Origin of the sequence: Paracoccus actinidiae, from assembly GCF_030863885.1 — a bacterium.
GTDB lineage: Bacteria > Pseudomonadota > Alphaproteobacteria > Rhodobacterales > Rhodobacteraceae > Paracoccus > Paracoccus everestensis.
This window is the reverse complement of record NZ_CP132956.1, coordinates 4,354,025-4,366,776: the sequence shown is the minus strand read 5'-3', so window position 1 is coordinate 4,366,776 and position 12,752 is coordinate 4,354,025. Positions and strand designations below refer to the sequence as shown.

Sequence of the window (12,752 nt, the reverse complement as noted above, 5' to 3'; positions counted from 1 at the left end):
TCATTGCCGGTTAGAGAAATCGCTCTCGCCGATATCCTCGGGCTATAGGGGCGTCGTTAGTCCAGCCCGAGCTTGGCCTTCAGCCCATCGATGCGCTTTGAGGCCTCTGCCTTGCTGATGCTCTCGTCAAAGGCGTCGGGTTCATTGGCCTGCTCGCTCAGCGTCTTGAGATAGGACGCCTGCGCGCCGGTCATGGGGTCTTCGCCGCTGACCCAGGTGTCCGGATCTTTTTCGGCGTTGTCGGTCGGGTGAAATTTTGGGCGGTCATTGGCCATGGGAAGCTGCCTCTCGCAGGGTGTCCCGAGAAAACACATACCGGATGTTCTGGTTCCGTTCTTATGTCCCTTGGCAGAACAGTCTCACGGAAGAGGAACGCTGATCTCTTGGTCGAAAGACCCGGTTGTGTCGGCCGAGCGCGACTTTTTCCCTCTGGCTGGGGCCCATCGCAGGCGCAACTCCCCGACGAAAAAGCGGCGGCGCCCAGGGAGGAGGAGGGGCGCCGCCGCGGAACGCTGGCCCAGGGAGGAGAGAGGGCGGCGTTTGGGGTGCAGCAAGGCCAGGGAAGAGAGGGCCATTGCCGCAAACGATCGGACCCGTAGGAGGAGGAACGGTCCGTCGCATCACGCAGGATGGAGCGGCTATATGGGGCGGCATTCTCTGGCAGGAGAACGCCGCGAGCTCTTGTCCCGAAGGGACGAGTCAGGAGCGTTATACTTACTTCACGCCCTAGGCCGCATCGCGGGCCAGAGGGTGATCATCGCGCGGCTGATTCCCAGATCAGCCAGATCGCGTTCGGTCAGGGCATTCAACTCGCGCACCGTCTGACGGTAGATCACGCAACGGGCGCGGTGCTCCTGCAGGCGCTGGATCGCAGCCGACACCCGGTTAGCAAGGCCAAAGGAGGCAGCGGCGGTTTGGATGTGGGCGATGGCAGCCATGATGGTAGTCCTTGTCCCGCATCTTTGTTCTTGCGTCTGCGCCTTATCCGGATTGGCTTGGCGCCTTCAATGAACCAAAGACGGCGCTAACACTGCGCATGCATAATGAACAGTTGAGGGATGCTGCCATGCAGCATTCGCAGGGGCGCGCATGAACGTCGAAGGTTTGCTGTTAATTTCCACCCAGAAGTGACCCCGGTTTTCCATCGAGAACTGACCCACCTTTGATTATGGTTTTGGGGTCATTCAGTGGTCAAGGCGTGATTGTTCTCCTTCTTCTGGCGCGCTGCGGCGGCTGAACTGGCTTTGAAGCGGAAGCTGTCGTTTCCGGTCTCCAGGATGTGGCAGCGGTGTGTGAGGCGGTCGAGCAGAGCGGTGGTCATCTTGGCATCGCCGAAGACCGTCGCCCATTCGCTGAAGCTGAGATAGGTGGTGATCACGACGCTGGTGCGCTCATAGAGCTTGCTCAGCAGATGGAAGAGCAGCGCACCACCTGATGCGCTGAACGGCAGATATCCCAGCTCATCGAGGATCACGAGATCGAGGCGGGTCAGGCTTTCGGCAATCTGCCCGGCCTGCCCTTGGCCTTCTCCTGCTCCAGGGCGTTGACCAGTTCGATGGTGGAGAAGAAGCGGACCTTGCGTCGGTGATGCTCGATAGCCTGGACGCCGAGGGCGGTCGCGACATGGGTCTTGCCGGTGCCTGGGCCGCCGATCAGGACGATGTTCTGGGCCACGTCCATGAACTCGCAGCGGTGGAGTTGCCGGACTGTGGCTTCGTTGATCTCGCTGGCCGAGAAGTCGAAGCCCGAGAGGTCCTTGCAGGCCGGAAAGCGTGCGGCCTTCATGTGATAGGCGATGGAGCGCACCTCGCGCTCGGCCATCTCGGCCTTCAGAAGTTGGGACAGGATCGGCACGGCTGCTTCGAAAGCCGGCGCAGCCTGTTCGATCAGGTCCGTCATAGCCTGCGCCATGCCGTGCATCTTCAGGCTGCGAAGCATGATGACGATGGCGCCGCTGGCAGGATCATGACGCATGATGGCCTCCGGTGATGTGAGCCCGCAGGCCGTCGTAGCGTTCGACATTGGCCTTTGGCTCGCGACACAGGGCCAGGGCCTGCGGGGTATCGAGGGGCGGCCCGCCGATGACCTTTCCATCGACCAGCCCGGTGCAGGAGGTTCAGCACATGGGTCTTGGTCGCCACGCCCTCGGCCAGGGCCAATTCCACCGCCGTCAGCACGGCCTGTTCGTCGTGCTGGAGAACCAGGGCAAGGATGAAAGGATCGCCCCCTTTAGCGCATGGGTTAACCTCCGCATGGGCCTACATCTGGCCACGCTGACACATCGATACGCCGGACGCTTTCACCCTGTGGATTGCATTCATTACCTTGATGAGTTGCGGTCTTGAGTGTGCGGATAACTAGGTCTGAATTTTACGCCCGCGTTACGCCGCACGCCGGATTTTATATCGACGCTTTACGCCTGACGCCTCCATGTTCGGGTCATCTTAGGCAAGGGAGCATGCGGTGCTGTCCGACATCATCTTTATTCGGCGCGAACTGGCGGATTTCCTGCTGATCAAGCTTGGCCCGCATGGCGCCGAACAGGTCTGAGGCCAGGATGACCATTGACAATGTCCTTGTCGGCAGCCTTGCGGGCGCGCTGCTTGTCCATGTCCATGCTGGGTAACGCCGGAGCGGTACTGACATAACCGACGATCTGATATTCTCCGCGCTGTTCTTGATGGGGATAGTGCTTGGAGCCTGGATGGGCCTTTCTTCCCCAGTCGTGACTGGCTTCTTCATTCGCTCGAGCGGGCTCTTTACCGCTTTGCAGGGATTTTGCCTGCAGGAAGAGGTTGGAAGGCCCAGGCGGTCTCAGTCCTGGTCTTCAACGCAGCAAGGTTCGTCCTGATCTATCTGATCCTGCGCCTGCAGGGCTCCCTGCCGCTCAACCTTCCTGGATTCGGCACCATGGACGGCAGGCGCTTAATACGGCCGTCCGCTTCATGACCAACACCCATTGGCAACACTACGAAGGCGAAACCACACTCAGCCAGATGGTGGGGCTGGCGGTGCAAAGCCCCGTTTCGGCGGCGGCGGACAACGCGGTGGCCGTTGGTTTCCTGAGCGTTCCGCTTGTAACGTCCTTAGTGCGAGCATCGCGCTTGACGCTCAAGAGGACTACTGTCTGACGTCAGCGCCCATGGGACAAGTTAGGCAGATTGCGTGACGGAGGGTTTTTGGCTCATCGTAGCCCTTATGGAGCGAAGATGAGCAAGAACTGCAGGACCGCGTCAGCGAAACCCGTGACGACGAAAGCCGAGGCGGAGAAGGCGGTCAAAGACATCCGTCGGACGACGCGCAAGATCCACAACGCCGAAGAGAAGATCAGGATTGTCTTGACCGGTCTTCGGGGCGAGGACAGCATTGCGGAGCTGTGCCGTCGTGAAGGGATCGCCCAGAGCTTATATTACAGCTGGTCGAAGGAATTCCTCGAGGCTGGCAAGAAGCGGCTGGCCGGCGACACTGCCCGACAGGCGACCAGCGGTGAGGTCAAGGACCTGCGCGCGGAGTCGCTTGCCCTCAAGGAGGGCCCGCACGGCCCGCCGCCACGGCCCAGGCCTCATGGCCGACGGGCTGCGCAACATCCGAGACGGAAACACAACAACCGAAGACGTCGCACGCGTCTTCCAGGAAACCTGAACCGTGCGGGCGTTCCATTTCAAGGCCATCAATGCGGGCGGCAAGGTCACGAGTGGTACGCTGGAAGCCGCCAGTTCTGTCGCAGCCCGCCAGACCCTGCGCAGTCAGGGTTTGCTGCCGTTGGAGGTGGCGGATGCGGCGCCCGAAAAAATTCTGCACAGGCCAATGGCCCGGGCCGCCGGCGCTCTGCCTCGCAGCAGAAGTGGGCGCATCCCTCTTGCGGCGCTGACGCTGATCACCCGGCAGATGGCCACGCTGCTGGGTGCGGGACTGCGGGTCGAGGACGCGCTGTCGGCCATTGCCGTGGGCCAGCCGCCAAAGGTTGCGGGCATCTTGCTGACCGTGCGCGGCTCGGTTCTGGAGGGCCGGTCCTTCGGAACGGCATTGGCAGATTACCCGCAGATCTTTTCCGAGTTCTATCGGGCTTCGGTCCGGGCGGGCGAACAGTCGGGGCGGTTGGACCAGGTCATGTCACATCTCGCCGGTTTCGTCGAAAACCGCGCCCGCAATCGCCAGACTGTCCAGTTGGCGTTGCTCTATCCGGTGCTGCTGGCGCTTGTCAGCCTGGCGATCATCGTCCTGTTGATGGTCTTTGTGATCCCCGACATCATGCGGGTGTTCAGCGCGCGCGGCGCCGACCTTCCTTTCCTGACGCGGGCGCTTATTGCCATCTCGGGTCTGATCCGGGACTTTGGGGCGATTGCCATTGTTTTGACGATGCTAGCCATCCTGGGGTTCCGCCGCTGGCTGACCACCGGACAGAACCGCCAGCGATGGCATCGGATGCTTGCGACGTCGCGGCCGACCGCGCGGCTGGTGCAGCGCATGAACTCGTCCCAGTTTGCCGGAACGCTGGCTACCCTGGTTCAAAGCGGCGTGCCATTGATCGACGCCTTGCAGGCCGCGTCCGAAGTCACGCCAAACCTGTTCATCCGCGCACGCGTCGTTAATGCGACCGAAAAGGTGCGCCGGGGGATCAGCCTCAAGCGCGCGATGGACGAGGCGGGGGTGTTTCCCGCCATGCTGATCGCCATGGTGGCCAGCGGAGAGGCAAGCGGCAACCTGGGCGATGCGCTGGACCGGGCCGCGACGGATCAGCAGCGCGACCTTGACGCTTGGGTGCGCGCGCTTGTGGCCCTGGTCGAGCCTGGGATCCTGCTGGTCATGGGGGGGGGCGTGATGATCATGGTGCTGGCGATCCTGTTGCCGATCGTTTCCATGAACAATCTGGCCGGGATGTGACGGTCAGTCACCGCCTCAGCGCGGACAAGGGCAACTCGATCTTGTATTCGGAACTGGCGGGCATTCCCGGCACCAGCCTTGCGCCTGCGGCATGAAGCCGCAGGATCAGCCGGTCCCGATTGGTCAGGGTCGCCGTCGCCAGCGCAATGTCGGGGGTGTTTTGTGCCGCCAGAACAGCCTCGATCCCATTCCTGGTCGTCGTCAGCCGGGCAACTAGGGCAGGCACGGGTATGCCAGCGATCTCGCCCTTGTCGCGCGCGCACGTCCCGGGACTGGTGCGCAATCCGCCCAAGGCGCGTCGTGTCCGGCCGTTCTGGCTGATTGACAGGCCATCGACGCTGGCCGTCAGGTCGCAGGTGATCCCCAGGTCAGGCGCCAGCAGCGGCACGACAGCCCAGGAGAGCGTTCCCCCCGCGTCGCGCAGGGCATACCGGTCTGGCAACGCCGAAAGCCGGCCGGTCAGGTCCGCCCCCGGTCCCGTGGCGGTCACATCAAAGGTCGGAGACAGGGCCAGCAGACTGCGCCAGCCATTGAACCGCCATTCGACTCGATAGCCCTGCGGCACCTGCGCTGCGCCATGGACGACGCGGCCCGACACCATCGCCGCCTGGGAGGATGGATTTGCCTGATGCATCAAGACCCGCGCTGGCATATACCAAAGAAGACCAATAGCCAGCGCGGCCACTCCGAGGAGGACCACCAATGACGACAGCGCAAGGGTTCGCAGGCGCGATGAGCCGGAGGACATTGTGTCGATCGCTTCTGGCATCGTGGTCGCTTCCCTTGGTGGTGCCGCTGGCGGCCTGCGGAGGGGGGGCGCTGATGTCGCGTCCTGGCTCTGGCGTAGGCGGGCGCAATGCGGCGCTGCTGTTGCCGCTATCGGGGTCGCAGTCGGCCGTAGGCCAGAATATGGCCCGCGCGGCCACGCTTGTCACGCGGGGTCTTGATCCCGCAGCCGCCCCGGCGGTCCTCGATACTGGCGACACCGCCGAAGGGGCCGCTGCCGCCGCGCGCGAAGCGATTGCAGGCGGCGCGCAGATGCTGATGGGTCCGCTGCGCGGCGACCAGACGCCCGCCGTTCTGGCCGTCGCAGGGAGGGTGCCGGTGGTCACCTTCTCGAACGACGACAAGCTTGTCGCCCAAGGCGCCTTCGTGATGGGGGTGACCCCTGCCCAGTCTGTGGCCACGATGTTCAGCTATGCCCGTGCGCAAGGGCTGACCCGGATCGCAGTCGTCGCGCGCGAGTCCCCGCTGGGCGCAGCCTCGATTGCCGCGGCGCGAGGCATCGCGCAAGCGGGCGGGATCTCCCTGACGGCAACGCTGCTGCGCGACCCTGCGGCCGAAGGCCTGCTGGGCGCCATTCGCAGCGCCAGCGGCGGCACCCTGCCGCAGGCGGTGTACCTGCCCGATGGCGGTGGTACGCTGACTGCATTCGCGCAAAGCCTGCAGGGCAGCGGGTTGCAGGTGCTTGGGTCGGTGCAATGGGGCGTGGCCGATGCCGCAGCCGATCCCAACCTTTCCGGTGCATGGTTCGCGGCAGCCCCTCCCGACCTGTTCCAACCTTTTTCGGACCAGTTCCAGGCATCCTTCGGAGAGGCGCCCGGGATCATCGCGGCACTTGGCCACGATGCGGCCCTGATCGCTGTCGGCATGGGGAATGCAGGCGAACTGAACCGCAAGGGCCTGTTGCGAAAAGCGGGCTTCACAGGGGTGCTGGGCAATTTCCGCTTCCTCGAGGACGGCCGTTGCCAGCGCGACCTGACGGTGCTGGGCATCCGGGGAGGCGGCATTGAGTCCCTGGCCGAGATTGCCGGGGCCTGAGCCCAGCCGCCGATCAGGCCGGGGACGCTCGGCCATGGCGGGCGTCACGCTGGTCGAGATGCTGGTGGCTTTGGTCCTGTTCGCCTTGATCGGCGGCGCAGGGTTCGGGGTTCTGGACCAGATCCTGCGCACGCAGTCGGGGACCGAGGGACGGCTGGAACGGCTGGCCCGGATCCAGCGCGGGATGTATCTGCTGGCCACGGATTTTTCCCAGGCCCGCCCGTCCACCCTGCTCTACGAGGCAGGCGAACAGGGTCCGGTCCTGTCGCTGGAGCGCAGCGCCGCCGAGACAGGCGCCGGGTGGATCGCCCTGACCTATCGGCTTCGGGACAGCGTCCTGCTGCGTGACGTAAGCGACGCCGCCGGCAGGCAGGTAGCCCGCCAGCCGCTGCTGGATGGCGTAACCAATATCGCATGGCAGTTCTATGACGCGGATCTGGGCTGGGTGGATCAATGGCCGCCTGCCAGCCAAGGCTCGGCTCAGGCGGAACGCCTTTTCAATCCGGTGGCGGTGGCGGCCGTCATCTTGCTGGAGGATGTACAGCAATTGCGCCGCGTAGCCCCACTTCCGTCCGAACCGCGCTGATGCAATGCCGCGACAGACAATCGGGCGTCGTGCTGATCAACGTGCTTGTCACGCTGGCGCTGGCCTCGACGGTGCTTTACGCGATGATCAGCCTGTCGGACCTGTCGATCAAGCGCAGCCAACGATACAGCGAGGCGGCGCAGGCGCAGGCGCTGATCGTGGCCGCCGAAGCCAGCCTGATCAGCGCCTTGTCCCGCGACATGACCGAGGGGCCTGACTCGGACGATCTGACCGAGGAATGGGCGCAGATTGCGCAGCAACCGGTCCGCGTCGCAGGAGGCAGCTTTGCCCTAGTGATCGAGGATGCCCAGTCGCGCATCAACCTGAACGGCGAAGCGATGCGGGGCGCGCAAGGCGCCCAGACGCTGCGCCGGATCGGCGAGGCGCTTGACCTGCCCGCCGAGGTGACGGATCGCATCAGGGCACGCCTGGCGCAGCGGAAACCGCTGGGCAGGCTGGGCGACCTGGTTTCCGAGGCCGGGCTTGCCCCCGATGAAGTGGCGGTGCTGCGGCCGTTCCTGACGGTCCTGCCAAAGTCCACCGACGTGAACCTGAATACCGCATCCGAGGAAGTCATCCGCGTCCTTACGGGCAATCTGACGCAGGCGGCCTCTTTGATCGCTATCCGTAACCGCAATGGCAGCCTTGCCCCGCAGGATGTCGAAAGGGCCCAGATGCTTCCGCCGCCGGGGATCGGCTTCACCTCGTCCTGGTTCCGCGCCATCACGACGGTGCGCGTCGGCACGACGGCCCAGCAGGTCAGTTCGCTGATCCAGCGCAGTTCAGGTGCAGACGGGAAAAGACGTGTGGCGGTCGTTGCCCGCGAGACGCCCTTCCCCGGAAATGTGCGAGGTCAGTGAGAGGTGGTACCTTATAGCCAACTGGCAGTATGTCGTTACGTTAAGACAGCGTTGGCAAGGCCTTAGATTACGGTCTTTCCCAGAGTTGGGGTGGAAGAGGTTGTTGATTACGGGCATTGCCCTTTTGGCGACATTGGTCGTGATTGCCGTGGTGGATATTCGAACCCGGAGAATTCCCGATATCCTGTCGATTCCGCTTATCTGCGCCGGGCTGGTGCAGGCTGGCCTGGCGGTGCAGCAAGGGGCACCAGCGGTTCTTCTGACCGACAGCATCATCGGAGCCACCGCAGGCTACCTGGTTTTTGCCGCAATCGGCGCGGCCTTCTTTCGAATGCGCCGCAAAGAAGGGCTGGGACTGGGGGATGCCAAACTTTTGGCAGCGGCCGGCGCATGGTTGGGATGGCAGATGCTGCCCTCCGTAGTCGTGATCGCGGCGCTTGGCGGGCTGGCCCAAATGACGGTTGCCGGACGTTTCCGATCAAGCCATACAGCCGATCGTTCGCTGGCATTCGGTCCCTGGCTGGCTTTGGCGTTCTTCAGCCTTTGGGCAGTGTCTGGACGATGATTCAGCCAACCACAGCCCCGACCCATGCACGATGCCGGACGACGTTACGCTGACCATTGATCGTGCACAATACGATGCATCAATTCACAACGTCGTCATGAGAAAATGGGACTGGGGCGGTATTGCTCTGTTCATTGACCTGATCGAAAATGAGTTGACGCAAGGCATCCAAATCGCCCGTTGCGCCGGCAGCGCGTGACACGCTGTCCGATCGTGACACTACAGGCGGAGAAGTGTCGGTAAGCGACACTCTCTCCTCCACGTCACCAACTTCCAGTATGACATGATCACCATGGATCTCGATCAATCGCCGGCCGTTCGCGACCTCGTCCCCGATGAAATAGCTTCGCGATGGCTCATTTTCGACGGACAGGATCGCACTGGATCGGGATACCGGATCGGCGCGCACCACGCCCAGCAGGGTGAGACGAGGGTTCGAGACCTGCGCAGTCGTCGATGGCGGAGTCTCGATGGGCTGTCCGAAGGGCATAAAGCCTAGAACGCTGTCCATGTCGATCTGCGGTTCCACCTCTGCTGCCTTGTCGTGCAGGACCACGGGCGCTGTATCCTGATCATGCAGAAGCGGAACCACCCGCCAGGTATGAAGACCCAGCGACACGACCATCGCAGTTGCGGCGACCCAAACAATCCAGTCCTGTCGCGCCTTCGCCACCATCTTAAATTTTCCAGATAAGACACGGCTTGTGATGGTTACTGCCTGTCATGGCAAAGCCAACTGCTTTGCTAGCTCAAAATCCGACCTATGCATGGATGCCGCTGTTTGCTTTGTATGACATACGGCAAGGGTCGAGGCCACCATAGCAGAATAGCAAAGTCGCATTGGAACGCCGTTTCGTCTCTCGCCGCGTCGCAGTAAAAACACGCCAAGCGTGTTGAAAGCATTAGGACTGAGAAATTCAATGGGTCCGAGCGGACTTTTGCCTATAGACCGGTCTTTTCTCGCTTTCCCGTTACCTAAACGCACGAACTGATTCGAACTGCAGACAGTAGCGTATTTTCAACAATTCTTGAATTTCTGATGATTCATCGTCTTCCAGCGGTGGTGCTAGCAGAGCAAGCCAGCAACTGCAGGCGCACATTGAACCTTCTGCGCCGAATCATCTGCACAAAAGAAGGCATCTGTCAGGTGATTCGCAGGAATGAATGTACAAAATTTACCAGCAATGGTGGGCATACATTCACATGACGTCGGCAAGTCTCCGCTTGCACAAATTATAGGCAATTCCCTGTGCCGTTAGGCGCAGGGGACTTGGGCTGCCAAGGCTTGCCTTTAAGTCAAAGAACTTCATTCGCATGAAAGTTCCCTCCGTGCAAATGCGTTCATTTCAACTTTAGAGAGAAGAAACCTTATTTTTTGGATTTTTGAAAATGGTGATCTACAGCCTCTTTCAAAGCATTATCCTGTAATTATGCTAAGGCCAAATTTTTCTAAAGACTATATTGGAATCCCAAAACCTAATCATTTACAACCTCAGGGATACTAAAATCTCCGGCATTTTGTCGCTGCGGAGCCAAAAAAAAAGCTGTCAAATTTCATTAAACTAAACTGAACTTCAAAAAGTGGTGCTTCGTGACAAATTGGTGGAGGTTGTTATGTCTTTTCTACCTGAAGATGCATCTCGTGCCAGAATACGCGAGGCAGAAGCTGCCCGACGGAATAGGCTGGAGATTGTTCAGGCCCTACAACGCAGCAACCAAGATATCCCCAGATCAATGGTCTACCCCGGATTGACAGTTTCAAGTAGAATGGAACAAAACAAGAACGACTCTGTTTCGTCTCAACTGCCTTGGAGCCATTCTCGTCATGCCTGCCCGGTCCTTCAACCCTGCCATTGCCGCCTTACGCGAGCAGATCGCGCGGATGGAAGGAGACGGCGGACCGGCACGCGGCGTGCTGCCCTTCGGTATCCCTGATCTTGATCGTCGCCTGCCCGGCGGCGGTCTGGCGCTCGGCTGCCTGCACGAGGTGGCGGGCGGCGGCAACGGTGCGGTGGACGGGGCAGCCGCCTCTTGCTTTGCCGCCGGCATTGCCGCGCGGATGCCGGGACAGGTGCTTTGGTGCGTGACGCAGGCGGACTTGTTTGCGCCTGGCCTCGAGCAGGCGGGCCTTGGCCCGGACCGGGTGATCTATGTCGAGGCGGGGGATGATCTGTCGGTGCTGGCCTGCATGGAGGAAGGATTGCGCCACGGCGGGCTCGGGGCAGTGGTGGCCGATGTGGCGTGCCTGTCGATGACCGCCTCGCGCCGGCTGCACCTGGCGGCGAAGGAGACCGGAACCACCGGCATCGCGCTCAGACGCTGGCGCCGACAGCAGGACGCTTATGACTTCGGCCAACCCACGGCGGCGATGACCCGCTGGCGGGTGTCGGTGCTGCCCTCGGGCCCGCTGCCGGTGCCGGGTGTGGGTCGTTACCGCTGGCTCGTCGAGCTGATCCGGGCGCGGGCGGGAAAAAGCTTCGATCTGGAATTGGAGGGGTGCGATGGCACGGGTCATCTCGGTCTTCCTGCCGCTGTGGTCGATCGACCGGCGCAGGCGGCAGGGGGGCGAGGCAGCGCCTTCGCCTGAGGCGCCGCTGCTCCTGGCGGGTCGGGTCGGCAACCGGCGGCTGGTGACAGCGGCCTGTGCGATAGCGCAGGAGCTGGGCCTTTCTGTCGGCATGCCGGTGAGCAAGGCGCAGGCCCTGGTCCCTGGGCTGCAGGTGATGCCCTCTGATCCGAATGAAGACGCGGCCTCCCTGGAGCGGCTGGCGCTCTGGGTCTTGCAGCGGGTCTCGCCGATCGTGGCGGTCGATCCGCCGGACGGCATTGTCATCGACTCGACCGGAGCCGATCACCTGCATGGGGGTGAGGCCGAGATGCTGGACACCCTGATTGGCCGACTTGTCATGTCGGGCGTGACGGCCCGCGCGGCGATTGCCGACACGTGGGGCGCCGCCCATGCCTTAGCCCGGCATGGGCCTGACCCGATGCATGTGTCCGAGCCGGGCACGGCAGAGATACTGCTCGCTCCCTTGCCGCTCGCAGCCTTGCGGTTGCCGTCAGCCATGCTCGCTAGCCTGCGCAGCCTGGGCTTTGCCTGTATCGGCGATCTCCTGCATCAGCCCCGCGCACCGTTGATCCGGCGCTTTGGCCCCGACCTGTGCCGCAGGCTCGACCAGGCCTTGGGGCACGCGGCCGAGCCGATCGAGCCGCTGCGCCCGTCCGACCTCGTCGAGGTGCGCCGCAGCTTCGCCGAGCCCATCGCCGCCGCAGAGACCATTGCCCGCTATATCGGCAAGCTGGTGCGGGCGTTGTGCGTGGTGCTGGAGGAGCGCGGCCTCGGTGCCCGGCGGCTTGATCTCCTCTGCTGGCGGGTCGATGCCCATGTCCAGACCGTGCGTGTGGGTCTCGCCAAACCGCAGCGCGATCCGCAGCGGCTGACCCGCCTCCTTTGCGAGAAGATCGGGACCATTGCACCGGGCTATGGCATCGAGATCCTGTCGCTCACGGCCGTGATGGTGGAGCCGCTGGAAGCGCGGCAGATGGCCAGCTCGCTCCTGGAAGCCCCAGCCCCGGACTTGTCCCTTCTCGTCGATGTGCTGGCCAATCGCGTCGGCGCTTGGGGCGTGTACCGTATGGCGCCGGTTGCCAGCGATGTGCCGGAGCGCTCAGCCACCCGCATCGCGGCCCTCTGCGAGCCGATTGGCGCGGGCTGGCCCGATCACTGGCCGCGGCCTACGCGCCTCTTTCCCCGGCCTGAGCCGATCGAGACCCTGGCACTCCTGCCCGATCATCCCCCGGTCTCCATCACCTGGCGCGGCATCCGCCGCAAGGTGGCCCGCGCCGATGGGCCGGAGCGGGTCTTCGGCGAATGGTGGAAGCGCGATGCCGAGATGATCGCCGTGCGGGACTACTTCCGCATCGAGGACGAGGCCGGCGAGCGCTACTGGGTGTTTCGGGCCGGTGACGGCGAGAACAGCGAGACCGGCAGCCATCGATGGTTCCTGCACGGGGTGTTCGGATGAACGGTGTCATC

12 protein-coding genes and 4 pseudogenes are annotated in these 12,752 nt (G+C 62.8%); 9 read left to right on the top strand and 7 right to left on the bottom strand.

All coding sequences use genetic code 11. The features are described from left to right. Positions 1-56: 56 nt before the first annotated feature. From Q5701_RS21600 to Q5701_RS21580, 5 genes and pseudogenes are all read right to left on the bottom strand, one after another. Positions 57-275, bottom strand: coding sequence for a DUF3072 domain-containing protein (locus tag Q5701_RS21600; RefSeq protein ID WP_306752991.1), 219 nt, complete (start codon positions 273-275; stop codon positions 57-59). Between the two features lie 444 nt (positions 276-719). After that, complete coding sequence (locus Q5701_RS21595; RefSeq protein WP_306752990.1) at positions 720-938, bottom strand: DUF1127 domain-containing protein; 219 nt, start codon at positions 936-938, stop codon at positions 720-722. 242 nt (positions 939-1,180) lie between these two features. After that, a pseudogene (gene istB, locus Q5701_RS21590) lies at positions 1,181-1,974 on the bottom strand (IS21-like element helper ATPase IstB). Then, positions 1,964-2,213: pseudogene (locus tag Q5701_RS21585) on the bottom strand (IS21 family transposase); the annotation flags it as partial. The pseudogenes Q5701_RS21585 and istB, both read right to left, overlap by 11 nt. Positions 2,214-2,439: 226 nt before the next feature. After that, positions 2,440-2,565 (bottom strand): hypothetical protein, encoded by a 126-nt coding sequence (locus Q5701_RS21580; RefSeq protein WP_306752989.1) that lies wholly within the window; start codon positions 2,563-2,565, stop codon positions 2,440-2,442. A gap of 213 nt (positions 2,566-2,778) precedes the next feature. Between Q5701_RS21580 and Q5701_RS21575 the strand changes: the two are divergent. The 3 genes and pseudogenes from Q5701_RS21575 to Q5701_RS21565 all read left to right on the top strand — a co-directional run bounded on the left by Q5701_RS21575 (position 2,779) and on the right by Q5701_RS21565 (position 4,884). Then, positions 2,779-3,131 (top strand): annotated as a pseudogene (locus Q5701_RS21575) (potassium-transporting ATPase subunit KdpA). A 78-nt stretch (positions 3,132-3,209) separates the two neighbouring features. Beyond that, positions 3,210-3,530: pseudogene (locus tag Q5701_RS21570) on the top strand (transposase); the annotation flags it as partial. A gap of 115 nt (positions 3,531-3,645) precedes the next feature. Beyond that, entirely contained in the window at positions 3,646-4,884 is a 1,239-nt protein-coding gene (locus Q5701_RS21565) for a type II secretion system F family protein (protein WP_306752987.1), read from the top strand. Positions 4,885-4,891: 7 nt separating this feature from the next. Here the strand turns inward: Q5701_RS21565 and Q5701_RS21560 are convergent, their stop codons facing one another. Next, positions 4,892-5,521 carry a hypothetical protein gene (locus tag Q5701_RS21560; RefSeq protein ID WP_306752986.1) on the bottom strand — a complete coding sequence of 210 codons (630 nt, stop codon included), beginning with the start codon at positions 5,519-5,521 and terminating at the stop codon, positions 4,892-4,894. A 185-nt stretch (positions 5,522-5,706) separates the two neighbouring features. Here Q5701_RS21560 and Q5701_RS21555 point away from each other — a divergent pair, with 185 nt between their 5' ends. The 4 genes from Q5701_RS21555 (at position 5,707) to Q5701_RS21540 (ending at position 8,716) form a co-directional block, all read left to right on the top strand. After that, the gene (locus Q5701_RS21555; protein ID WP_306752985.1) at positions 5,707-6,705 is read left to right on the top strand and encodes a penicillin-binding protein activator; all 999 of its coding nucleotides are present in this window, start codon (positions 5,707-5,709) and stop codon (positions 6,703-6,705) included. A gap of 34 nt (positions 6,706-6,739) precedes the next feature. Continuing rightward, positions 6,740-7,291, top strand: coding sequence for a type II secretion system protein GspJ (locus Q5701_RS21550; RefSeq protein ID WP_306752984.1), 552 nt, complete (start codon positions 6,740-6,742; stop codon positions 7,289-7,291). Between the two features lie 29 nt (positions 7,292-7,320). Continuing rightward, the gene (locus tag Q5701_RS21545) at positions 7,321-8,151 is read left to right on the top strand and encodes a type II secretion system minor pseudopilin (protein ID WP_306752983.1); all 831 of its coding nucleotides are present in this window, start codon (positions 7,321-7,323) and stop codon (positions 8,149-8,151) included. A 103-nt stretch (positions 8,152-8,254) separates the two neighbouring features. Further along, positions 8,255-8,716 (top strand): prepilin peptidase, encoded by a 462-nt coding sequence (locus Q5701_RS21540; RefSeq protein WP_306752982.1) that lies wholly within the window; start codon positions 8,255-8,257, stop codon positions 8,714-8,716. A 79-nt stretch (positions 8,717-8,795) separates the two neighbouring features. Here Q5701_RS21540 and Q5701_RS21535 read toward each other — a convergent pair whose 3' ends face one another. Next, positions 8,796-9,392 carry a type II secretion system protein N gene (locus Q5701_RS21535; RefSeq protein WP_306752981.1) on the bottom strand — a complete coding sequence of 199 codons (597 nt, stop codon included), beginning with the start codon at positions 9,390-9,392 and terminating at the stop codon, positions 8,796-8,798. 1,149 nt (positions 9,393-10,541) lie between these two features. Here Q5701_RS21535 and Q5701_RS21530 point away from each other — a divergent pair. Beyond that, positions 10,542-11,303, top strand: a complete 762-nt coding sequence (locus Q5701_RS21530) for an ImuA family protein (RefSeq protein ID WP_306752980.1) — start codon at positions 10,542-10,544, stop codon at positions 11,301-11,303. After that, positions 11,218-12,741 carry a Y-family DNA polymerase gene (locus Q5701_RS21525; RefSeq protein ID WP_306752979.1) on the top strand — a complete coding sequence of 508 codons (1,524 nt, stop codon included), beginning with the start codon at positions 11,218-11,220 and terminating at the stop codon, positions 12,739-12,741. Before Q5701_RS21530 ends, Q5701_RS21525 begins: the two co-directional genes overlap by 86 nt. The last annotated feature ends 11 nt before the right edge of the window (positions 12,742-12,752 follow it).

Coding starts and splice junctions, on each gene's coding strand:
- Q5701_RS21600 (WP_306752991.1), bottom strand. CDS start 275: ATGGCCAATGACCGCCCAAAATTTCACCCGACCGACAACGCCGAAAAA.
- Q5701_RS21595 (WP_306752990.1), bottom strand. CDS start 938: ATGGCTGCCATCGCCCACATCCAAACCGCCGCTGCCTCCTTTGGCCTT.
- Q5701_RS21580 (WP_306752989.1), bottom strand. CDS start 2,565: ATGGTCATCCTGGCCTCAGACCTGTTCGGCGCCATGCGGGCCAAGCTT.
- Q5701_RS21555 (WP_306752985.1), top strand. CDS start 5,707: ATGTCGCGTCCTGGCTCTGGCGTAGGCGGGCGCAATGCGGCGCTGCTG.
- Q5701_RS21550 (WP_306752984.1), top strand. CDS start 6,740: ATGGCGGGCGTCACGCTGGTCGAGATGCTGGTGGCTTTGGTCCTGTTC.
- Q5701_RS21535 (WP_306752981.1), bottom strand. CDS start 9,392: ATGGTGGCGAAGGCGCGACAGGACTGGATTGTTTGGGTCGCCGCAACT.
- Q5701_RS21530 (WP_306752980.1), top strand. CDS start 10,542: ATGCCTGCCCGGTCCTTCAACCCTGCCATTGCCGCCTTACGCGAGCAG.
- Q5701_RS21525 (WP_306752979.1), top strand. CDS start 11,218: ATGGCACGGGTCATCTCGGTCTTCCTGCCGCTGTGGTCGATCGACCGG.